Below are 21,610 nucleotides of genomic sequence, written 5' to 3' on the forward strand. Positions count from 1 at the left end.
AAGACCTATACCTGCTGAGCCTGCTTGCGCAGTTGGCGGCGCAACTCAAACATGCGCCAGCCACCCACTAGCGCCATGATGAGTGCTCCGCCAATGGCGAAGATGAGGAAAGCGATTCCAGCAGGGAACTCACCGGACCAGCCTAGGAAATTCATGGGAACCGCGTGCTGGTTTTGCATGATGAAAACAATGAGAACAATCAGTAGCAGGAAACCTACGATGAGCGCGATCCACGTGCTGGCTGCGAAAGATCCCTTCGCCTTGCCGGAAGGCTGGGTGGAGTGAGAAGTAGAGTCAGAGACCGTCGGCTCTAGGCTAGAACCGGTCTCCGGTGCAGAAGCGTTCATCTCCGTCGAGGAGAGGTTTGCGTCGGAAGAAGAAAAGTCATCTGCGGGGTAATTCGGATTTGTCATGCATCCATTATTTCTTTAAACCTGTCGATTATGCCACTTGGCACGGCTTTCAATTGGAAAAACCCACGCAGACCGTGGAAAGATGGGCAGCATTATGGCTCAACCAGTGAAACTTAACTTCTCCGCCCCGCGCCGCGGACTTCCCCCTAAGCACTTCGCCGACCTGACCGAAGACGAGCGCATTGATAAGCTCGCAGAAATTGGCCTACCTAAATTCCGTGCAAAGCAGCTGGCTAAGCACTATTACGAGCACTTTACCGACAATGTGGAGGATATGACCGATATCCCCGCCGGCAAACGCGAAGCAGTTAAGGAAGCCTTCTTCCCTGAGCTCATGAAGCCTATCCGGACTACTTCCACGGATGACGGCGAGACCACTAAGTCCCTGTGGCGTTTGCATGATGGCACACTGCTGGAGTCGGTTCTGATGCGCTACCCAGGACGCGCTACGTTGTGTATTTCTTCCCAGGCCGGCTGCGGTATGGCCTGCCCGTTCTGCGCTACCGGCCAGGGCGGTCTGGACCGTAACTTGTCTACGGGCGAGATTGTTGAGCAGTTCCGCCATGCTGCAGCCGCAATGGCGGCAGAAGGCGGCCGCCTGTCCAACGTGGTCTTCATGGGCATGGGTGAGCCACTGGCCAACTACAAGCGCGTGGTGCAGGCCGTGCGGCAGATTACTGGCCAGGATGGTGCCGGCTTTGGTCTTTCTCAGCGCAACGTGACTGTGTCCACCGTGGGCTTGGCTCCGGCAATCCGTAAGCTGGCGGACGAGGATTTGGCCTGCACGCTCGCCGTTTCCTTGCACACTCCGGATGATGAGCTGCGCGATGGCCTTGTGCCGGTCAATAACCGTTGGTCCGTCGATGAGGTGCTCGATGCTGCGCGTTATTACGCGGATAAGTCTGCTCGCCGCGTGTCTATTGAGTATGCCCTGATTCGCGATAAGAATGACCAAGATTTCCGCGCGGATATGCTGGGCCGCAAGCTGCATCAGAAGCTGGGCTCCAAGGTTCACGTCAATGTCATTCCGCTCAATCCCACGCCGGGCTCGGAGTGGGATGCGGCCCCGCAGGACCGCCAAGACGAGTTCGTGCGCCGCGTACAGGCCCAAGGCGTTCCTTGCACGGTGCGCGATACCAAGGGCGATGAGATTGCGGCAGCTTGTGGTCAGCTCGCAGCGGATGAACGAGAAGATAAGTCCGCCTAACTGATAAGATTGGCGGATATGATTACTCCGAATTATCCGCCGCTTGCAGATGACCCCACCTCGCAGGCCTTGGCCGTGCGCGGTCTGAATAAATCTTTCGCTGGACGCCCCGCGGTGTCGAATTTGAGCCTCGACATCCCGCGGGGCTCTATTTATGGCATCGTCGGACCGAATGGCGCTGGCAAGACGACCATGCTCACCATGGCTTGCGGCTTACTGCGGCCAGATAGCGGCGAGGCCTTTATCGCCGGGCACAATACCTGGCAGGACCCGCTCGCAGCGAAGGCGGCAATGGGCCTTCTTATCGATGGTGCTCCAGTTTTCGACCGCTTGTCAGGACCGGAATTCCTTTTCTATCTCGGGGCATTGCGCCGTATGAATCAAACGGAGGCGGAACACCGCAGCGCGCAACTCTTGGATGCCTTGCAGCTTGCCGACGCCGCCGATAAGCCCATCGCAGACTACTCCGCTGGCATGACCAAAAAGATCCTCCTAGCTGGTGCACTATTGCACAACCCAGAAGTTGTGATTCTTGATGAGCCTTTGGAGGCCGTGGATCCTGTATCAGGCAAACTCATTCAGGAACTACTGCGTGCCTACGTTGACCGCGGTGGCACGGTTATCTTGTCCTCCCATGTCATGCAATTGGTGGAGGGGCTGTGCGACCACGTAGCCATTATTGCCGGTGGCCAAGTGCTATCTGCTGGACACGTAGAGGAGGTGCGCCAAGAAGGCAGCCTCACGGATGCCTTTATCCACTTCGCCGGCGGCAGTGAATTTGATGCCGGCTCCTTTGATTGGCTGCGGCGCGATAGCGACGAGCCGCAACGTAGGGGAGGGGAGTTTTAGTCCTTATGACCTCTACGCTGCTAAAACTTCATCGCACATTGTGGGTGCGGAACCTAAAGTCCAATGCCTCAGCGGTCTTGATTCCAATCTGCCTGTTGCTCTACGGACTCATCGGCATGGCCTCGCTCGCTGTATTGGCGGCGGCAGATATCTCCAGTGATTCTGGTACCGGAAACTTCCATGCACTTACTGCCGCCCCTGCAATAGGCACCCTCGCTTTTCTGGTCATCACGCTCATCATGCCCAGCGGGGAAAACCAGCTATCTGCGCGCGAGCTTTCCGCGTTGCCGTTGCGCCTGAAAGACATTACCCCAGCACTTGCAATAGCTTCGGTACTCAACTTGCGCGCACCGGTGCCGGTTCTGCTGACCATTGCGTACACAGTCATTGGAAGTGTGACTTTAGCCGCCAACGCACAAGCTCTGCTTATCTTGCCCTTTGTCCTAGGAATGATCTTTGCGTTAGTGCTGACGTTGGTTCTCGCGGACCTTGCGGTTTATGTTGGCGCCACCGCCGCGGAGCTAAGCTCTACTACGCTGAAAGTGCTAGGTTCAGTGGCGGTAGTCTTGCTTATTTTTGGCTCGAACCGTCTTTCTTCCCTTATGGATTCTGATTTCCCACTGGGTACAGTGGGAGGGGTTCTTGCGTGGACCCCTTTAGGTGCGCCAGTGGGATGGGCGCTATCTCTTTGCCAAGGCGAGCTGGTAGCAGCCATCGCGCAGTTTCTTATAGCCGTGGTCTCGCTATGTGTGGCCGCATGGGCCTGGCAGCGCTTACTGCGCTTGCAGTACGAACGCCGCACCCTTGCGGCTGGCGAGCATAAGCGCAGCGGGAAGGCCAAGGGGATCAGCCGGTTTTCATTGGGATCATTTTCCTACCGCAGTCCGGAGGCGATGGAATTTACGCGCTCTTTTCGTTATATCTTCCGCGATTCGCGTCTTATCGGCAGCATCATCATGCAACCGATCCTTGCGCTTATTTTCATCTTTCAGGGGATCAACTCTGATTCCGAGCTGCCCACAATAGGCATACTATTTTTGGGTCTCTTCGGTGGATTGCTGGCTACCAACGATTTCGGCTATGACGGGCCTAGTCTCTGGGTGAAGCTGGCTGCTCCGGTCCGCCCCCGTACGCTGCTCTATGCGCGTCACTGGGCTCACTTGGTGCTTTCGGTAATCGTATTCGTGATATTGGCTATAGTCCTCTATATATTAAGCGCAGACAAGCTGCAGTCTGTGTGCTTTATCGCTGCGGCTACGGGCATATTCATTTCTTCTGCAGGGCTATCTCTTCTTCTCACTACCTTTAATCCCTTTGCTACCGCGCGGCCCGGCGGGAATATGTGGGCGGATAAATCCGGTTACTCGGCCAGCGCGTTCGTAAGCGCCATTTTGAGCTTGTTCATAGGCTGGACCCCGATTATTCCCGGTGTTATCCCAATGGCCCTCGGGTACGGTTCAAATTCCGTATTGCTCGCGTTGGGGTTTGTCTTAGTAATCGCGGTCCCCGTCGTCTGCTATATCGTTGCCTTGCAGGTAAGCGGTAAACGTGTGGATGAAACGCTGCCTGAAATCTACTCCAAGGTCAGGCACTGGGTATCTTAACCCGCGAGTGTAGTTCTAATGTTTTCTTGGCTTTGTTGCTTGGCCAAGCAATTCAGTCGCGCGCACAGTAGCACCCTCACCGTAGTTGCTGGAGTGCGTGCCGGCTGTGGAGTATGGGGAGATTGCTTGCGCCGCGGGGCGTCGCCAAGCGCAAGTGCTCGGCTAGGTAATAAAGAAACCGCCGGCCTTCGCGGGGAAGGGCGGCGGTAGCTAAAGCGGGTTAAGGGTCAAAAAGTGTGTCCGGAATCGCGGATTTTCACGGATTGACCTGTAGGTTTCCGGAAAGTATATGCTCCGGAAGCATATATCTAGCCCCCGACGGGAAATCCTCGGTGTGGCAGCCGTGATGTGCTATGCGCGGCGTGGTGTGGTGTCGCAATGTCGAAGAACCAACCACGCTGCCACTGCGGCGGTGAAATGAAACGCAACGGCACCACCAGCAAAGGCACCACCAGATGGCGCTGCAAACAATGCGGCGCCTCCAGCGTCAAACGTCGAAACGACATCACCAACGCGGCAGTGTTCACCCAGTTCATCGAGCATTGCACCACCGCAATATCACTCGACGACCTAGCCAAACGAAACGGTGTTAGCCGCGCCACCATGAAGCGGCGCTTCAAGTGGTGCTGGCTCGTTGATGTGCCTGACCCCACCGCCGGCCACCACAAGCGGATCTACGACCAGGTATTTCTCGATGGCACCTACACCGCCGGTGGCTGCCTGATCGTCGCGGCGACCATCGACCACGTGATCGCCTGGCACTGGTGCAAACACGAAACCACCCGCGACTACCAACTGCTGCTTGAACGCATCGAAGCCCCACTCATCGCCGTCATCGACGGCGGCCAAGGCGCATACAGCGCAATCAAAAAGTGCTGGCCGACTACGAAAATTCAACGCTGCCTCGTCCACGCCCAACGCGTGGTCCGCCGCTACACCACCACCAACCCACGCACCGATGCCGGGCGCACCATCTACCGACTTGCGCTGAAACTGACCCGGATCACCACACTGGATGAAGCCGCCGCGTGGGGTGTGCAACTGCACGAGTTTTCAACGATCTACCGGGAATGGATGAACGAGAAAACCATGATCAAAGACCCCAAAACAGGTGCATGGACCCGCGTGTGGACCCACCACAACGTGCGCAAGGCCTACAACAGCCTCAACCATCTTTGGCGGTCCGAGATGCTGTTTGTCTACCTCAACCCGCCAGCAGGAGTCCTTGCGCCCGAGCGGATCAAATCCACCACCAACAGCTTAGAAGGCGGCATCAACGCCCAGCTCAAACTGCTCGCCAGAACCCACCGCGGCAGATCAGGCGAACGACAACGCCGCATGCTGGATTGGTGGCTCTACTTAAAAACGGAACTGCCTGACGATCCAGTACGAATCGCCAGGCAGTCCGACTGGGGCCAGGGCCAACTCGCCAAAGTATCCACCCTGACCCAAACCGAGAACCAAGCCGACCACGAAACAGGACGCCCAGCCCTCTACGACAACGCTATCGACACCGACTACACCCACTCAATCGGCATTCAAAAAGGCCAAATCTAACCCCCGCGACACGCCGAGCCAGACACACATTTTGACCCTTAACCCTTTAAATGGATATAATTAGACCCATGTTGATTTCAGGTACCGCTTTCTTGCGGTTGCGCACCAACCGCTAAGGCGGTTTCCTACCCCGTAGGTTAAAAACCGCTCCGGTCCTTTAGCCGGGCGGCTATTTGTCATGCCCGGCTCCCTTTCAAATCCAAGGAGCACACCTGATGTCTGCATACGGACACGGCCGTCACGAGCATGGCCAAAATTTTCTCACCAACCACAAGATCATCAACTCCATCATCGACCTTGTGAAACAAACCTCCGGCCCCATCATTGAGATCGGACCAGGAAGCGGTGCCCTCACTCACCCGATGGCCCACTTGGGGAGGGCGATAACGGCAGTTGAAGTGGACGCAAAACTAGCTGCCAAAATCACACAAGAAACCTCCTCGGCGGCGGTCGAAGTGGTCCATGATGATTTCCTTAACTTCCGGTTACCCGCCACTCCCTGCGTCATTGTGGGAAACATTCCCTTTCACCTCACCACTGCCATTCTTCGAAAGTTGCTGCATGCGCCAGCATGGACTGACGCTGTACTCCTCATGCAGTGGGAAGTCGCTCGCCGCCGGGCCGGGGTAGGCGCAAGCACGATGATGACGGCTCAGTGGTCCCCATGGTTCACATTTCACCTGGGTTCTCGGGTACCAAGGACTGCTTTCCGGCCACAGCCAAACGTTGACGGGGGGATCTTAGTGATCCGCCGGGTGGGTGACCCGAAGATTCCGATAGGGCAGCGCAAAGCCTTTCAGGCGATGGTGCACACCGTTTTCACTGCCCGGGGACGCGGGATAGGGGAAATTCTCCGAAGGGCAGGGTTGTTTTCATCACGTTCAGAAACACAATCATGGTTGCGCTCGCGAGGAATCGACCCCGCGACCCTACCTCCCAGATTGCACACCAACGACTGGATCGATCTCTTCCAGGTGACTGGTTCCTCTCTACCTCACCATCGACCCATTTCACCATCGGGAAGTAGTCAACGACCTCCTCAACGGAAAAACCGAAGCCGGCGGCGTTAATCCCCACCAAAACCGAAATCCACCAGTAGTACTAAAAGGGCTCTTCCGGTTTTAGAGTGCATTGATTAGTTCGCCGGGGGTTCGGGCGTGGCACAAGATATTGGGGTCCTTGGCTTTGTAGGAAAAAGGTATCTAATCCATCCGTACAAAACTAAGGACCTACTGTGCAGCCTAACGGAAATGTCATCGTCGATACCATCTGCCGCACCGCAAAACTAGGAACTACTATCACCGGTGCCACAGAAAACGGTGACGTCACTGTTATTGAAGCCGAACCCGTCGAGCCGATCAATGAATGCCCTACCTGCGGGCAGCCTGGAGTATTCCGCGACCACGTCATCCGCAGCCTGGTCGATCTGCCCATCGTCGGCCACCCAACAACTTCATGTGCGCCTTCCACGCTACCGGTGCACCAACAAGCGTTGCTTGCAGAAGATCTTCCGTGCTGGCCTTGCCTGCGCGCCCGACAATTCAAAGACCACGGACCAGGTGACCCACTGGATCCTGCAACGACTCTGCCTAAATCGGATGAGCGTTGCCGCTGCACCCAAGTCATTAGGCCTGGGGTGGGATATGAAGTGTCCCAGGTTTTGTTCCGTTTGATGAAACCCGTTTTTGAAACAACGTACGGAGCACAACGCACGCCGATGCCAAAGCTTCCGCAACATCGACTACCTCATCAAACCCACGACAGTGGGATTCACACCCTCAATCCCCACGCGTGCAATCTGGGTTAAGGGTCAAAAAGTGTGTCCGGAATCGCGGATTTTCACGGATTGACCTGTAGGTTTCCGGAAAGTATATGCTCCGGAAGCATATATCTAGCCCCCGACGGGAAATCCTCGGTGTGGCAGCCGTGATGTGCTATGCGCGGCGTGGTGTGGTGTCGCAATGTCGAAGAACCAACCACGCTGCCACTGCGGCGGTGAAATGAAACGCAACGGCACCACCAGCAAAGGCACCACCAGATGGCGCTGCAAACAATGCGGCGCCTCCAGCGTCAAACGTCGAAACGACATCACCAACGCGGCAGTGTTCACCCAGTTCATCGAGCATTGCACCACCGCAATATCACTCGACGACCTAGCCAAACGAAACGGTGTTAGCCGCGCCACCATGAAGCGGCGCTTCAAGTGGTGCTGGCTCGTTGATGTGCCTGACCCCACCGCCGGCCACCACAAGCGGATCTACGACCAGGTATTTCTCGATGGCACCTACACCGCCGGTGGCTGCCTGATCGTCGCGGCGACCATCGACCACGTGATCGCCTGGCACTGGTGCAAACACGAAACCACCCGCGACTACCAACTGCTGCTTGAACGCATCGAAGCCCCACTCATCGCCGTCATCGACGGCGGCCAAGGCGCATACAGCGCAATCAAAAAGTGCTGGCCGACTACGAAAATTCAACGCTGCCTCGTCCACGCCCAACGCGTGGTCCGCCGCTACACCACCACCAACCCACGCACCGATGCCGGGCGCACCATCTACCGACTTGCGCTGAAACTGACCCGGATCACCACACTGGATGAAGCCGCCGCGTGGGGTGTGCAACTGCACGAGTTTTCAACGATCTACCGGGAATGGATGAACGAGAAAACCATGATCAAAGACCCCAAAACAGGTGCATGGACCCGCGTGTGGACCCACCACAACGTGCGCAAGGCCTACAACAGCCTCAACCATCTTTGGCGGTCCGAGATGCTGTTTGTCTACCTCAACCCGCCAGCAGGAGTCCTTGCGCCCGAGCGGATCAAATCCACCACCAACAGCTTAGAAGGCGGCATCAACGCCCAGCTCAAACTGCTCGCCAGAACCCACCGCGGCAGATCAGGCGAACGACAACGCCGCATGCTGGATTGGTGGCTCTACTTAAAAACGGAACTGCCTGACGATCCAGTACGAATCGCCAGGCAGTCCGACTGGGGCCAGGGCCAACTCGCCAAAGTATCCACCCTGACCCAAACCGAGAACCAAGCCGACCACGAAACAGGACGCCCAGCCCTCTACGACAACGCTATCGACACCGACTACACCCACTCAATCGGCATTCAAAAAGGCCAAATCTAACCCCCGCGACACGCCGAGCCAGACACACATTTTGACCCTTAACCCGCTAAAGCGTACTAAAAGCTTAGAGCGCGTGCTTGCCGGAGGTAACCGGGGTGGCGTTGTTAGTGCCTGGCTCAACGCGCAGGTGAGAAACGCGGGAAGGCTCAATGTTGAGGGCGCGCAGCTGGGAATCGGTCAGCTCGGCGTATACGCCGGTGTTGGTCTTCTGGTCGTAGACCCAGTCCGGCTCCTGGTGGCCCACCGGCTGGTTGCGGGCGGTTACGGTGCGAACCTGGTGCAACTTAGGCTGGAAGGCGTGGATGAGCAGACCAACGGCGATCAAGATAGCCAAGGCAATGAGCCAGATGGTCTCAACGTGGCCGTGGTGGTTGCCAAAGTTGTAGGCAAGCAGGAACAGGACAGAAATCCAACCGGCGATCTGTACGCCAGAGCGGCTGATGCGGGACCAACCGAATCCTGCGGATGGAACGTCCTCAGTAGAAACACCGTCAAATACCTGCGGTACCGGCTTGTGGGAAGACACTTGTTCTCCTTCGCTTCTGCGTGTGTCCGTCTGCGCGATGGGCATGCGGGCACACCAATGCCATTTGTCTGCTACACATTCTAAAACATCGCACCTGAGATGGCGATTAAACACCCCCGTCGCAGTGCGGCGTACCTGCCGCGCCCGCGCAATGGTGGTGGGCGCTAGGGTGGAGGCGTGACTACTCAGCGAATACTCATTCTTGGTTCCACCGGTTCAATCGGCACGCAGGCTCTGGAAGTCATTGCGGATAATCCTGATAAATTCGACGTCGTGGGAATCGCTGCGGGTGGCTCTAACCCGCAGCTCATCATCGAACAAGCCCGTAGCCTCAACCTTTCGTTTGACCACGTTGCCGTGGCCAACGAGGCCGCCGCGGCCGAGGTGTCGGCCGCTTTAGGCGGTTCGGTTTTGAGTGGCGCCGACGCTGCAGAGCACCTAGTGCGCTCGACCCCGGCCGATACGGTACTCAATGCCTTGGTGGGTTCTTTGGGGCTCAAGGCCACCGTGGCCACACTGGAAATGGGCGAGTACTTAGCCTTGGCCAATAAGGAATCCCTCGTCGCGGGCGGCACGCTGGTTACGCAAAAGGCGCGCCCTGGCCAGATTATCCCTGTTGACTCGGAACATTCCGCCATGGCGCAGTGCCTGCGTGCCGGCGAGGAAGGGGAGCTGAATAGGTTGGTCCTTACCGCCTCTGGTGGCCCTTTCCGCGGCTGGTCACGCGAAGAGATGTGGGACGTGACCCCTGAGCAGGCAGCGCAGCACCCTACGTGGTCCATGGGGCAGATGAATACCCTCAACTCTGCCACCCTCATTAACAAGGGCCTCGAGCTGATTGAAGCAACGCTCCTCTTTGACATCGCCCCGGAGCGCATCGACGTCACCGTGCACCCGCAGTCCATCATTCACTCCATGGCCACCTTCAAAGACGGCTGCACTATCGCTCAGGTCTCGCCGCCATCGATGAAACTGCCTATTTCGCTGGCACTGAATTGGCCGCACCGCGTACCAGGCGCCCAGCCGGCCTTGGACTTTGCGCAGGCGCATGATTGGCGTTTTGAGCCGCTTGACGATGCCGCCTTTCCCGCCGTCAGCCTCGCCCGCCGGGCCGCGGCCGAGGGAACAGGGGTCATTTATAATGCCGCTAATGAGGAAGCTGCGGCCGCGTTCTTGTCCGGGCGCATCCATTTCCCGGAAATTGTGGACGTCGTGGGCACGATCCTTGATTCCGCATCCGAGTTTGCTGGTGTAGTCTCTAGCCTCGATGAAATCCTCGCGGTAGAAGGCGAGGCGCGCAGGCGCGCGAATGCGCTGATTGATTCGCTGGCTGACTAGAAAGCTTTCACATCATGGCAAACTTGCTGGGCATTGTGTTTTTCGCCTTTGGCATCGGGCTTACCGTAGCGTTGCACGAAGCAGGCCATATGCTCACCGCGCGTGCCTTTGGCATGCGCGTGCGCCGTTATTTTATTGGCTTTGGGCCGCGCCTATTTTCCTTCCGGAAGGGCCACACCGAATATGGACTTGCGGCCTTCCCGGTAGGCGGGTTTTGCGATATCGCTGGCATGACCGCGCAGGATGAATTCCTCACCGAGGAAGAAGAGCCCCATGCGATGTATAAAAAGCCGTGGTGGCAGCGCATAATCGTGATGGCCGGCGGCATCGGTGTCAACCTGATTCTGGGCTTTGTCATCCTCTACTTTGTGGCGATGACGGCTGGTTTGCCCAACCCGGATGCTGATGTGCGCCCGCGCGTGGGTGAGGTGACGTGCTCGGCCAATCAGAAGCCGAACCAAGAGCTAGAGGCGTGCACGGGTAAAGGCCCCGCTGGAAAGGCCGGCGTGCAGGAGGGCGATATTATTGTGGCTCTCGATGGTCAGAAGCTGGATTCTTTTACCCAGCTGCGCGATGAGGTAATGCAGCGCCCCGGCGAGACCATCACGCTGACGGTTGAGCGCGGTGGGGAAGACAGGGACTTCACAGTCCACCTCGATACGGTCAAGCGGTTGAACCAAGACGGCGAGCTGGTGGATGCTGGCTCAATCGGGCTGAGCAATCAGCTTATCGATGTCGTCGAAAAGCACGGCGCCGTCGACGCCCTACCGGCAACCTGGCGCTTTAGCACCTACTCGTTGGACGCAACGGTCGACGGGCTGAAGCAATTCCCGGGCAAAATTCCGGGTGTGGTGGCCTCCATCTTCGGCCACGAACGCGAGGCCGATGGCCCGATGTCCGTCGTCGGCGCTTCTCGCGTGGGCGGCGAATTGGCGGAGCGTTCCCTGTGGTCGATGTTCTTTATGATGCTGGCCACGCTGAACTTCTTCCTCGCACTCTTTAACCTGATTCCGCTGCCGCCTTTCGACGGCGGACATATCGCCGTCATCATCTATGAAAAGCTGCGCGATGGCATCCGCAAACTGGCGGGCAAGCCAGCTCTGGGGCCGGCCGATTACACCAAGTTGATGCCGGTGACTTATGTCATGGCCGCGCTGCTGATGGGCGTCGGCGCCATCGTCATCGTCGCCGATGTGGTCAACCCCATACGGCTATTTGGCTAGCCGACGCAGCCCCCGCTGCGCGCACTTCAGGCATAAAGCAAGCAGTGCTAGAGTGGGGGCGTTAATCACCCACCGTATGTATTTACTGTGCTTCAACAAGGAGAATTCATGTCGACCCCCATCGGTCTAGGAATCCCAGACGGCCCACCACCAGTCCTGCACCCGCGCCGCAAGACTCGTCAGCTGCAGGTGGGCCCGGTCGGCGTCGGCTCTGACTCACCCATCTCGGTGCAGTCGATGACCAATACCAAGACGCACGACATTAACGGCACGCTGCAGCAGATCGCGCAGCTGACGGCTTCCGGCTGCGATATCGTGCGCGTGGCTTGCCCTAAGCCTGTTGATGCGGAGGCACTTCCGGCCATTGCCAAGAAGTCCCCGATCCCGGTGATTGCGGATATCCACTTCCAGCCAAAGTACATCTTCCAGGCCATCGACGCGGGCTGCGCCGCCATCCGCGTGAACCCGGGCAATATCCGCGAGTTTGACGGTCGCGTAAAGGAAGTTGCTAAGGCAGCCGGCGATGCCGGCATTCCCATTCGCATCGGCGTGAATGGTGGCTCCTTGGACAAGCGCCTGCTGGAAAAATACGGCAAGGCCACCCCGGAAGCACTCGTCGAGTCCGCTATCTGGGAGGCTGGCCTCTTTGAGGAGCACGGTTATGGCGATATCGCTATTTCCGTTAAGCACTCCGATCCGGTTTTGATGGTGGAGGCCTACCGCCAGCTGGCGGAAAAGACTGATTACCCGCTGCACCTCGGCGTGACCGAGGCTGGTCCGAAGTTCATGGGCACCATCAAGTCTTCGGTGGCTTTCGGCGCACTGCTGGCAGAGGGCATTGGCGATACCATTCGCGTGTCCCTGTCCGCTCCGCCGGTAGAGGAAATCAAGGTGGGCGACCAGATTCTGCAGTCGCTCAACCTGCGCCCCCGCAAACTGGAGATCGTCTCCTGCCCGTCCTGCGGCCGTGCCCAGGTGGACGTTTATAAGCTGGCGGAGGAAGTTACCGCCGGCTTGGACGGCATGGAGTTCCCGCTGCGCGTTGCCGTGATGGGTTGCGTTGTCAACGGTCCGGGTGAGGCCCGCGATGCCGACCTCGGCGTTGCTTCCGGCAATGGCAAGGGTCAGATCTTTGTTAAGGGCGAGGTCGTTCGCACCGTGCCGGAAGACAAGATCGTGGAGACCCTCATTGAAGAGGCCATGCGCATTGCCGATGAGCAGGGTATGGAAGCCGTAGAAGGCGCCAAGGCTGAGGTTCGCGTAACCCAGTAATTTGCCCACTTTGAGCAGACTGCCCCGCACTTCGGTGTGGGGCAGTCTTTTTTGACGCTTGCGCTGCTAGAGTGCCAAGACATGAAGAAGTTGGTCGCGCTGGTTGCAACTATCGCGCTCGCCTCCACCAGCGTGGTTGCCTGTACACCGAAGCCGGTCTCTGCGGAACCGGTCGCAGAAGAATTCCTCCAGGGGATGGAGTCCCGCAATAATGACGGTTTAGCCGCGCTTACCGACGCCCCCTCCGACGCCACCTCCGCCCTCGATGCCACCTACTCCGGCCTGCAGGCCGAGGGGCTCGACATTGAGCTTGAAGGCGTGGACCAAGATGAGAACCTCGCCACGGCCAACTACAAGGTCACCTGGGACCTGCCCAAGGAACGTACCTTGAGCTATGACACGCAGATGACGCTGACCAAGACTGAGGATGAGTGGACGGTGCGGTGGAAGCCGAGCTTAATCCACCCCGACCTGGGAGCAAATCAGCACCTGGAACTGCGCGCACTGGAAGCAGAGCGCGCCAGCGTGGTTTCTTCCAATGGGGTGGAATTGATGAGCCCGGGGCTGAACTACCGGCTGGTGGTAGATACCAGCTCGCTGGATGATGTGCATCCCACCGCTTCCAAGATCAGCGGCGCACTAGCTGCCGCTCACCGCCAGGATGACTCCATTGCGGAGATGGATGCCAAGGATCTGGCCAAAGAGTTGGAGGATGCAGACGGCTCCTTTTCCGTCACCATGTTTACGGAGGATCAAGCCAAGGCTGTGCGCCCCAAGGTGGAAGGCATGGACGGCGTGCGCCTCAATGAAGAACCGGCTCTGGTCACCCGCGACCGTGGCCTGGCACCCGATCTGATGTCGCGCGTGCGATCTGCGGTCCAAGATGAGGTCGATGGCCAAACCGGCTGGTCCATTTCTGTGGTCAATGAAAATGGTGCGGCGCTCTCTGATGTGGAAAAGCACGACCCTGATGCGGCGCCGTCGATCAAGGTAGGTCTGGACTACGATGTGCAGCGTGCCGCGCAAGAGGCGGTCAATGAGCGCGCAGACTCCCAGGCTATGCTCGTAGCCATCCGTCCCTCCAATGGCGATATCTTGGCCGTCGCCCAAACCGAGAAGGCCGATGAAGATGGCGACGTAGCCCTCCAAGGTCAGTACCCTCCGGGCTCGGTGTTTAAGATTCTCACCGCCGCGGCCGGCGTAGAAAAGCAGGGGCTTAATACCGATACCATCGTTCCGTGCCCTGGCACCATGGATATCTTTGGCCGCGTGGTGACCAACTACAATGCTTTCGCCCTAGGCAGCGTTCCGCTCAGCCAAGCCTTCGCACAGTCCTGTAACACTACCTTCGCGGATATTTCCACCCAGCTTAAGCCTGGTGAGTTGAAGGATATGGGCAAAAAGTTTGGCTTCGGCGTGGAATACGAAATCCCAGGCCTTACTACCATTACCGGTTCCATTCCGGAGGGCAAAGAACCACTGGAGCGCACTGAAGCTGGCTATGGACAGGGTTACGACTTGGCGAGCCCTTTCGGCATGGCGCTGGTCTCTGCCACGGTAGCCAATGGCAAAACGCCAACACCTACGCTGATTGAAGGCCATGAGACCAAAGCCTCCGATAAGCCGCAGCAGATTTCCAAGCCCGTGCTAGATAACGTCCGCAGCATGATGCGCCAAGTGGTCACCAACGGTACTGCCCGCAGCATGGCGGCTGGCGGCACGATTTACGGCAAGACCGGTGAGGCCGAGATTAACGAAGGCTCGCACGCCTGGTTTACCGGCTACCGGGAAGAAGACGATATCGCCTTTGCCACCCTCGTGGTTTTGGGCGGCGGCTCCGATGTCTCGGTCAATATCACTAGCAATTTCTTGCAGAAGGTCGATGACTACCGGTCCGGACCGCACGAGGGTGCGGCTCCGCCGGCCGAAGGGTAGACGTAGACTCAGAGCTGGAGCTATGGCCCTGTCTTTTGACCCCGGCTGCTGCATTATGGGCGCAGAGGACTACCATGGGAAACCATGAGTAATCGAGGAAAGCTAAAGCCAGGCAAGCCCACTCCGATCCTCACCGTGCCGGAGAGCATCGAGCGCCCAGAGTACGCGTGGAAGGACGAGGTGCAGGAGGGCATTGGCGAGCCCTACGTCCAGTCCCCAGAGGTCATCGAGAAGATGCGTGAGGCCTGCAAGATTGCGGCAAACGCCCTCAAGGAGGCTGGCAAGGCCGTACAGCCGGGCGTAACCACTGATTATGTAGACCGCGTTGCGCACGAGTACATGTGCGACCACGGCGCTTACCCGTCCACGCTGGGCTACCGCGGCTTCCCCAAGTCCAGCTGTGTATCCCTCAATGAGATTGTTTGCCACGGCATCCCGGATACCACGGTGATTGAGGATGGCGACATCGTCAATATCGATATCACCGCTTATAAGAATGGCGTCCACGGTGATAATAACGCCACCTTCCTCGCCGGTAATGTCTCCGAGGAACACCGCCTGCTAGTAGAGCGCACCAAGGAGGCCACGATGCGTGGCATCAAGGCCGCAAAGCCGGGCCGCGAGATCAACGTCATCGGCCGCGTTATTGAGTCTTATGCCAAGCGCTTCGGCTACAACGTCGTGCGCGATTTCACCGGCCACGGCGTCGGCCCAACCTTCCACAACGGTCTTGTTGTCCTTCACCATGACTCGACCGTGTACCGCGACATCCTTGAGCCTGGTATGACGCTCACTGTCGAGCCGATGATTAATCTTGGCTCCCTGGATTACGAGATCTGGGATGATGACTGGACCGTCCAAAACACCGACGGCAAGTTCACCGCCCAGTTTGAGCACACCCTCGTTATCACCGAAGATGGCAATGAAATCCTTACCATTCCAGATGAGGACTAGAACTATTTAACAAAGGCCGCCTCCACACGACTCTAGGCAGGGAAGTGGAGGCGGCCTTGTGCATGCTTGACGACGCCCCGTGTGAGGCAATCCTTCTGTCTCAGGAGTGAACCGGCGTATAGCAAAAGGGCCTCGTTCTAAGAACGAGGCCCTGTGCAAGCCCTAGCTATCTAGAGCCAATCTTTAGCTAGCAATTAGCGGAAGATTGGGTCCAGAACGTGAGGGATGAAGCCGTTGTATACGGCGTAGTTGTAAGCACCGATCAGGGCGCCGATAGCGGAGGTGATGCCCAGAGCAACGGTGCCGTCGCGCCAGATCTCGCCCCAGCGAGGGTTGTTCTCGCCCTTCTTCTCGCCCAGAAGGTCGTGGCCGGTTACCTTCTTATCCTTGTCAGCGTTAGCACCGATCTTGGAGGACAGGGTCGGGTACTCGCCTTCGTCAGCCTTGGTGTCCTTGATAACGGAGGAGAGGTTCTCGCCCAGGGAAGCACGCTCGTTGGTGGTGTCCTCAGCGGAAGCGACAGCGACGCCGCCGAAAGCGACGGTAGCAGCGGTAGCAGCAGCAACGGCTGCAGTGCGGAAGTTACGCATTGTGAAAATTACCTTTCGGAAGTTTTGATGAAGCCGTATGGCTGTTGCTTAGAAGGAAGGGCCGTGGTTGATGAAGTTGAAGACTGGGCCGATGACGCCGCCCAGAACAGCACCGATGCCGCCCAGGATGGTCAGGGAGTACAGAACCTTAGCCCATACCGGCTGCTCGGAGAAGTCCTTGGAGGAACCGAAGATCTTGGTGCCGTCAGCTTCCTTCTCGCCCTCGAGCTCCAGGTCCTGGTCAACCTTGTTAGGGAAGCTCTGGCCCTCGGAGGAGGAGCCCTGCTGGGAGGAGCCCTCGTTGGTTGCAGGGGCGGTCTGAGCGGCGTCGGAAGAGCCCTCAGCTGCTACGGCAACGGTGGTGCCGCCGAAAGCAACGGCGAGAGCGGTTGCGCCAGCGATTGCTGCATTGCGGATACGCATATCAAAATTCCTTAAAAGTCGTACTTGCAAGGCTTCCGCACTGGGAAACCAAAGTGTTATTGAATACACAGGCGGTATTCATAAACACGCGGTAGCCGTGTTCGTATCGGCTCGAGCCGGTGTCCCAAGTGAATTTAGTAAAACTCCCGTCCTTTTGCACGTCAAAGACCGGAATTTCAGCGATTAAATTAATTTGGACCCCTTTATGGCGGTAATTTTCCTGAAATTGTGAATATCCCTTCCTTGGCGTGAAGTGGGAAAACGTCCTAAAACCTGGGAATAAACTGGAAGGATGTGAGAAGGATCACGTAACAGTTCACTTATTCCACTCCAGTCCCAAAAGGGCATTTTCCACTACTTCTGGCAGTGCAGGGTGGATCCAATATTGGTTGCGAGTGAACTCCCGCATGTCCAACTTGTAGGCCATCGCGGTAATCAATTGCTGGATCAAGGTAGAGGCCTGTGGGCCCATGAGGTGAGCGCCGAGAAGCTGCCCAGTCCCGCGGTCTGCTACCAGCTTGCAGATGCCAGTGGTATCTTCCATAGCCCAGCCGTAGGCAACGTCGCCAAAGTTTTGCACCTTGACGGTGACATCGAAGCCTTCCTCGCGTGCCTGCTTTTCAGTTAGGCCCACTGTGGCGATTTGTGGGTGGGTAAAGATGGCGGCGGGGACATTGTCGTGGGGCAGTGGGCGGAGATCTTCTGGGTGGAGCAGGTTGTGCTGCACGGCGCGGGTCTCCGCATTGGCTACGTGCTTGAGCATATATGGAGAAGAGACATCGCCAAGCGCCCAAACACCCTCGGCGGCGGTGCGGCCAAATTCATCGGTGGCAATTCGGCCGTCGGCAAGTAGCTCAATGCCAGCCTTGTCCACATCCATCTGGTCGCCATTGGGGGTGCGCCCAGTAGCAACTAGAATCGCTTCTGCTTCCACGGAGTCACCGTTGTCGAGCTCCAACCGCACTCCATTGTCGGTCTTTTCGAGCTTGGTGCCATTGGCTATGCGCACGTCGAAGCGATCGCGCGCAATCTGGTTGAAGCGGCTGGACAGGTCATCATCCAAGTGGCGCAGCAAGGTCTCGGAGCGATTGACCACGGTCACCTGGGTGCCGAGGCCGTCAAAGACATGGGAAAACTCCATGGCGATATAGCCACCGCCTACCACAATGAGGCTTTCTGGCTGGTGGTCCATGCGCATGATGTCTTCATTGGTGTAGTACTTCACGCCCGAGTTGGCATAGACCTCCGGAATCACCGGACGGGAGCCGGCGGCAATGACGATCTGGTCGCCGCTGATGACATGCTCACCGGTCTGGATGGTCTTCGGGCCGACAAAACGGGCGTGCTCGTCGTACACGGTGATATTAGGGGTTTCTTCACCGCGGCGGTACTGCTCGCCGCCCTGGGCAATCTGGTCGATGCGGTTGGTAAAGACCCGGTCCACGATGGAGCCCCAATTCACGCTAGTGACCTGAGCATCGAGGCCCAGCCGGCCGGCCTCGCGCGCCGCTAGGGCAATATCGGCGGCATAGACATACATCTTGGTGGGAATGCAGCCTACGTTGAGGCAGGTGCCGCCGAAGGTGCCCTTTTCAATGATGGCGATTTTCTGGTTATCAAAATCCGGGCTAGGGATGGAGTTTCCGGAGCCGGTGCCGATGATGATGAGGTCGAAATGTTCCTCGGCAGCGGGCGTGTGGGACTGGTGTGAAGTAGTCACGTTTATTCCTTATATATAGGGACTAAATTACTGAGTAGATTGTGGAGAATCTAGGACGGTGGGCAGCCACTCGTCACAGGCGTCAAAAGCTTCTTGGAGCGGGTCCGGAAGCGATAGGAATACATCGTGCCTAGCGCCCTTGATGGGATGCAAGGTGTAGTGGGCACTAAGTTCCTTTGCCCAGCGCCGCGTTTGCGCAACGTCGATGATGACATCTGCGTGGTTCACGCTGTCGGAGTAGGGCTGGCCCAATTGAGTGCGAGTGGACTGCAAGGTCAAGATCGGTACGCCGGCATCAACGCGGCCGCTGTGGATAGCATCAAAGCCATGGAATACCGCGGCTATCCAGCCGACATATTTTTTATGGCCGGCCAATGGCTTAAAGCGAAGATCAAAATCCCAGTCGCCGTAAAAGTCTCGGTGTACGGACTCGCCGTAAGCAGTGAGGTTGCCACCAGGCAGGGGAATCATGGGAGCCTTGCGGCCTAGAGCATAGAGCAATGGCTTGAGGGGAGTGAGAACCTGGCCGGGTACGCCCATCATGTCGAGCCACGGACTATTGAGGATGAGGCCCGCCAAGCGCTGGTGGCGTTCTTGGTCGGTTCGGCGCAGATGATCCATCCACAGCGGAGCGATCAAGCCACCGGTGGAGTGGGCGATGAAGATGACCTCCTCATTGGGGATCGCATCAAGTGCGGCGGTGAGGTCTGTAAAGTACAGCGCCAGGTCCGAAGCATAGTGCCACGACTGGCCCGAGCGACGCGAGCGGCCGCACTTGCGCAGATCGATGGCATAAAAGTCATAACCCTCGGCGGAAAAGTGCTCGGCTACGTGAGTGTGGAAGAAATAATCGGTCATACCGTGTAGCCACACCACCGCCGGGCGTGACGGGGCGGCTGATTCACGTGCAGTACCACCCGCGTGCTCCGGCGCGTAGTGCACCAGCGTGGTGACCACGTCGCCCTCGCCATCGGGGTCTGTACCCAAGTCAATGGTGGCAGCTTCATAGTCAGGGCCAAGTTTGTCTGGGCCCCATACCGGGGAGTGTGTAACCATGCCTCGATTCTAGGTGCAATGAAGAATTTATGGTGTTGCCGGTGGGGTGTAAATAGTGGGGGCGGAAATTCCCACATTTTCGCCACTGGTCTGGGGGAGAAATCCCAAATTGGATGAGAAAAGCGTAGAGTAAGGCCTTAATGCGTGACGCACCGCCAGGTTGTCATAGTGCAGCGATGGTGGCGCGGGGCGCTAAGCGCTAAAAATCAAGGCGTAGACCGCGCCGATGGATATCTATTTTCAATTCGAAGAGGTAATAACACAGTGTCCTCCGCTAAGAAGACAGCACAGGTTGTAGACGAGGTCGATGTAGCACTTATCGGTGCTGGCATCATGAGCGCCACCCTGGGTGCTATGCTCCGCGAGTTGGAGCCCAGCTGGACCCAAATGGTCTTTGAGCGCCTCGATGGCCCCGCATTGGAGTCCTCCTCCCCGTGGAATAACGCCGGTACCGGCCACTCCGCACTGTGCGAGCTGAACTACACCCCGGAGAAGAATGGCCGCATTGATATCTCCAAGGCCCTGGGCATCAACGAGAAGTTCCAGAAGTCTCGCCAGTTCTGGTCCCACCAGCTCAACAACGGTATTCTCACCGACCCGAGCGAATTCATTAATCCGGTTCCGCACGTGTCCTTCGCACAGGGTGAAATCCAGGTAGATTACCTCAAGCGCCGCTATGATGTGCTGAGCGAGAAGCATATGTTCCCGGGCATGCAGTTCTCCGCAGACGATTCCGACTTTGCTGAGAAGCTGCCGCTGATGGCGAAGGGCCGTGATTTCTCCAATAAGGTGGCTATTTCTTGGACCGACGCTGGTACCGACGTCAACTTTGGCGCACTGACCAAGCAGTTCCTGACCGCGGCTAAGGCTTCCGGCACCGAGATCCGCTATGGACATGAGGTCATCGACATCAAGCGTGATGGTTCCGCGTGGAAGGTGTACTCCAAGAACAAGCACACCGGCGACATCACCGTAGTTAAGGCAAAGTTCGTCTTCGTTGGTGCCGGCGGTTACGCCCTGGACCTGCTGCGCAAGGCAAAGGTGAAGGAAGTTGCCGGTTACGCAGGCTTCCCGGTATCTGGTCTGTGGCTGCGCTCCAAGAACCCGGAGCTTATCGAGCAGCACCAGGCAAAGGTCTACGGCAAGGCTGCTGTGGGCGCGCCGCCAATGTCCGTGCCGCACCTGGATACCCGCGTTATCGACGGCGAGAAGGGCCTGCTTTTCGGTCCTTACGGTGGCTGGAGCCCGAAGTTCCTGAAGAAGGGCACCTACCTGGACCTGTTCAAGTCCATCCGCCCAGACAACATCACCTCTTACCTCGGCGTTGCCGTGCAGGAGTTCGGCCTAACCAAGTACCTGGTGGATGAGGTGCGCAAGAGCTTCTCGGACCGCGTGGAAGCCCTGCGCGAGTACGTACCGGAAGCAAAGGAAAGCGACTGGGAGACTGTTATCGCTGGCCAGCGCGTCCAGGTGATTAAGCCTGCTGGTGCTCCGCAGTTCGGCTCCCTCGAGTTCGGCACCACCTTGGTGAACAACCAGGAGGGCAATATCGCCGGCCTGCTCGGCGCTTCCCCGGGTGCATCCATTGCCCCGGCCGTCATGCTGGAGCTGCTGGAGCGTTGCTTCGGCGAGCACATGATTGATTGGGCAGACAAGATCCGCGAGATGGTTCCGTCTTATGGCATCAAGCTGCGCAACGATGAGAAGCTGTACGACGAAATGTGGGAGTACACCCAGAAGACCCTGAAGCTGGACCGCTAAGAGCTAGCTTTCGGCCTCACAAACCCTCGCACCGCCTTTGTG

General features: G+C 57.8%; 19 protein-coding genes and 1 pseudogene. 14 read left to right on the forward strand and 6 right to left on the reverse strand.

The features are described 5' to 3' along the window. Window positions 1-5: 5 nt before the first annotated feature. Window positions 6-413, reverse strand: coding sequence for a LapA family protein (locus QP909_RS01165; RefSeq protein WP_284765837.1), 408 nt, complete (start codon window positions 411-413; stop codon window positions 6-8). A gap of 94 nt (window positions 414-507) precedes the next feature. Between QP909_RS01165 and rlmN the strand changes: the two genes are divergently transcribed. From rlmN to QP909_RS01200, 8 genes and pseudogenes are all read left to right on the forward strand, one after another. Next, entirely contained in the window at window positions 508-1,620 is a 1,113-nt protein-coding gene (rlmN, locus tag QP909_RS01170; RefSeq protein ID WP_479415321.1) for a dual-specificity RNA methyltransferase RlmN, read from the forward strand. Between the two features lie 18 nt (window positions 1,621-1,638). Beyond that, complete coding sequence (locus QP909_RS01175; protein ID WP_269953091.1) at window positions 1,639-2,469, forward strand: ABC transporter ATP-binding protein; 831 nt, start codon at window positions 1,639-1,641, stop codon at window positions 2,467-2,469. 5 nt (window positions 2,470-2,474) lie between these two features. Further along, window positions 2,475-4,073 (forward strand): hypothetical protein, encoded by a 1,599-nt coding sequence (locus tag QP909_RS01180; protein ID WP_284765839.1) that lies wholly within the window; start codon window positions 2,475-2,477, stop codon window positions 4,071-4,073. 378 nt (window positions 4,074-4,451) lie between these two features. Then, a complete protein-coding gene (locus QP909_RS01185; RefSeq protein WP_005323424.1) occupies window positions 4,452-5,630 on the forward strand; it encodes an IS256-like element IS1249 family transposase in 1,179 nt (392 codons plus the stop codon). A 68-nt stretch (window positions 5,631-5,698) separates the two neighbouring features. After that, window positions 5,699-5,746: an erythromycin resistance leader peptide gene (locus QP909_RS11870; RefSeq protein WP_011116968.1), complete on the forward strand. Its 48-nt coding sequence runs from the start codon at window positions 5,699-5,701 to the stop codon at window positions 5,744-5,746. A gap of 99 nt (window positions 5,747-5,845) precedes the next feature. Then, a complete protein-coding gene (erm, locus tag QP909_RS01190; RefSeq protein WP_284765840.1) occupies window positions 5,846-6,700 on the forward strand; it encodes a 23S ribosomal RNA methyltransferase Erm in 855 nt (284 codons plus the stop codon). Window positions 6,701-6,864: 164 nt separating this feature from the next. Continuing rightward, window positions 6,865-7,282: pseudogene (locus QP909_RS01195) on the forward strand (transposase family protein); the annotation flags it as partial. Window positions 7,283-7,591: 309 nt separating this feature from the next. After that, on the forward strand, window positions 7,592-8,770 hold the full coding sequence (locus QP909_RS01200; RefSeq protein WP_005323424.1) for an IS256-like element IS1249 family transposase: 1,179 nt from the start codon (window positions 7,592-7,594) through the stop codon (window positions 8,768-8,770). Window positions 8,771-8,834: 64 nt separating this feature from the next. Here the strand turns inward: QP909_RS01200 and QP909_RS01205 are convergent, their stop codons facing one another. Then, complete coding sequence (locus QP909_RS01205) at window positions 8,835-9,341, reverse strand: DUF2631 domain-containing protein (RefSeq protein ID WP_269953089.1); 507 nt, start codon at window positions 9,339-9,341, stop codon at window positions 8,835-8,837. A 132-nt stretch (window positions 9,342-9,473) separates the two neighbouring features. Between QP909_RS01205 and dxr the strand changes: the two genes are divergently transcribed. The 5 genes from dxr (at window position 9,474) to map (ending at window position 16,018) form a co-directional block, all read left to right on the forward strand. Then, window positions 9,474-10,634, forward strand: a complete 1,161-nt coding sequence (dxr, locus tag QP909_RS01210) for a 1-deoxy-D-xylulose-5-phosphate reductoisomerase (RefSeq protein ID WP_284765841.1) — start codon at window positions 9,474-9,476, stop codon at window positions 10,632-10,634. A gap of 14 nt (window positions 10,635-10,648) precedes the next feature. Further along, window positions 10,649-11,857, forward strand: coding sequence for a M50 family metallopeptidase (locus QP909_RS01215; protein ID WP_284765842.1), 1,209 nt, complete (start codon window positions 10,649-10,651; stop codon window positions 11,855-11,857). A gap of 108 nt (window positions 11,858-11,965) precedes the next feature. Then, window positions 11,966-13,129: a flavodoxin-dependent (E)-4-hydroxy-3-methylbut-2-enyl-diphosphate synthase gene (gene ispG / locus QP909_RS01220; protein ID WP_239277458.1), complete on the forward strand. Its 1,164-nt coding sequence runs from the start codon at window positions 11,966-11,968 to the stop codon at window positions 13,127-13,129. A gap of 81 nt (window positions 13,130-13,210) precedes the next feature. After that, window positions 13,211-15,064 carry a penicillin-binding transpeptidase domain-containing protein gene (locus QP909_RS01225; RefSeq protein ID WP_284765843.1) on the forward strand — a complete coding sequence of 618 codons (1,854 nt, stop codon included), beginning with the start codon at window positions 13,211-13,213 and terminating at the stop codon, window positions 15,062-15,064. A gap of 84 nt (window positions 15,065-15,148) precedes the next feature. Then, the gene (map, locus tag QP909_RS01230) at window positions 15,149-16,018 is read left to right on the forward strand and encodes a type I methionyl aminopeptidase (RefSeq protein WP_269945426.1); all 870 of its coding nucleotides are present in this window, start codon (window positions 15,149-15,151) and stop codon (window positions 16,016-16,018) included. A gap of 194 nt (window positions 16,019-16,212) precedes the next feature. Here map and QP909_RS01235 read toward each other — a convergent pair whose 3' ends face one another. From QP909_RS01235 to QP909_RS01250, 4 genes are all read right to left on the reverse strand, one after another. Beyond that, window positions 16,213-16,608 (reverse strand): hypothetical protein, encoded by a 396-nt coding sequence (locus QP909_RS01235; protein ID WP_284765844.1) that lies wholly within the window; start codon window positions 16,606-16,608, stop codon window positions 16,213-16,215. A gap of 48 nt (window positions 16,609-16,656) precedes the next feature. Then, the gene (locus tag QP909_RS01240) at window positions 16,657-17,031 is read right to left on the reverse strand and encodes a hypothetical protein (protein WP_284765845.1); all 375 of its coding nucleotides are present in this window, start codon (window positions 17,029-17,031) and stop codon (window positions 16,657-16,659) included. 316 nt (window positions 17,032-17,347) lie between these two features. Then, window positions 17,348-18,751, reverse strand: coding sequence for a mycothione reductase (gene mtr / locus QP909_RS01245; RefSeq protein WP_284765846.1), 1,404 nt, complete (start codon window positions 18,749-18,751; stop codon window positions 17,348-17,350). 27 nt (window positions 18,752-18,778) lie between these two features. Beyond that, the gene (locus tag QP909_RS01250; protein ID WP_284765847.1) at window positions 18,779-19,807 is read right to left on the reverse strand and encodes an alpha/beta hydrolase; all 1,029 of its coding nucleotides are present in this window, start codon (window positions 19,805-19,807) and stop codon (window positions 18,779-18,781) included. A 264-nt stretch (window positions 19,808-20,071) separates the two neighbouring features. Between QP909_RS01250 and mqo the strand changes: the two genes are divergently transcribed. Continuing rightward, window positions 20,072-21,568: a malate dehydrogenase (quinone) gene (gene mqo, locus QP909_RS01255; RefSeq protein ID WP_005325195.1), complete on the forward strand. Its 1,497-nt coding sequence runs from the start codon at window positions 20,072-20,074 to the stop codon at window positions 21,566-21,568. Window positions 21,569-21,610: the final 42 nt, after the last annotated feature.

The organism is Corynebacterium sp. MSK195 (genome assembly GCF_030228885.1).
Lineage (GTDB): Bacteria > Actinomycetota > Actinomycetes > Mycobacteriales > Mycobacteriaceae > Corynebacterium.

Excerpts from the sequence above, each read along its gene's own strand:
- QP909_RS01200 (WP_005323424.1), top strand. The coding sequence starts at position 7,592 with ATGTCGAAGAACCAACCACGCTGCCACTGCGGCGGTGAAATGAAACGC.
- QP909_RS01175 (WP_269953091.1), top strand. The coding sequence starts at position 1,639 with ATGATTACTCCGAATTATCCGCCGCTTGCAGATGACCCCACCTCGCAG.
- rlmN (WP_479415321.1), top strand. The coding sequence starts at position 508 with ATGGCTCAACCAGTGAAACTTAACTTCTCCGCCCCGCGCCGCGGACTT.
- QP909_RS01240 (WP_284765845.1), bottom strand. The coding sequence starts at position 17,031 with ATGCGTATCCGCAATGCAGCAATCGCTGGCGCAACCGCTCTCGCCGTT.
- QP909_RS01215 (WP_284765842.1), top strand. The coding sequence starts at position 10,649 with ATGGCAAACTTGCTGGGCATTGTGTTTTTCGCCTTTGGCATCGGGCTT.
- QP909_RS01165 (WP_284765837.1), bottom strand. The coding sequence starts at position 413 with ATGACAAATCCGAATTACCCCGCAGATGACTTTTCTTCTTCCGACGCA.
- QP909_RS01180 (WP_284765839.1), top strand. The coding sequence starts at position 2,475 with ATGACCTCTACGCTGCTAAAACTTCATCGCACATTGTGGGTGCGGAAC.
- QP909_RS01225 (WP_284765843.1), top strand. The coding sequence starts at position 13,211 with ATGAAGAAGTTGGTCGCGCTGGTTGCAACTATCGCGCTCGCCTCCACC.
- QP909_RS01235 (WP_284765844.1), bottom strand. The coding sequence starts at position 16,608 with ATGCGTAACTTCCGCACTGCAGCCGTTGCTGCTGCTACCGCTGCTACC.
- QP909_RS01185 (WP_005323424.1), top strand. The coding sequence starts at position 4,452 with ATGTCGAAGAACCAACCACGCTGCCACTGCGGCGGTGAAATGAAACGC.
- map (WP_269945426.1), top strand. The coding sequence starts at position 15,149 with ATGAGTAATCGAGGAAAGCTAAAGCCAGGCAAGCCCACTCCGATCCTC.
- ispG (WP_239277458.1), top strand. The coding sequence starts at position 11,966 with ATGTCGACCCCCATCGGTCTAGGAATCCCAGACGGCCCACCACCAGTC.
- QP909_RS01205 (WP_269953089.1), bottom strand. The coding sequence starts at position 9,341 with ATGCCCATCGCGCAGACGGACACACGCAGAAGCGAAGGAGAACAAGTG.
- erm (WP_284765840.1), top strand. The coding sequence starts at position 5,846 with ATGTCTGCATACGGACACGGCCGTCACGAGCATGGCCAAAATTTTCTC.
- QP909_RS01250 (WP_284765847.1), bottom strand. The coding sequence starts at position 19,807 with ATGGTTACACACTCCCCGGTATGGGGCCCAGACAAACTTGGCCCTGAC.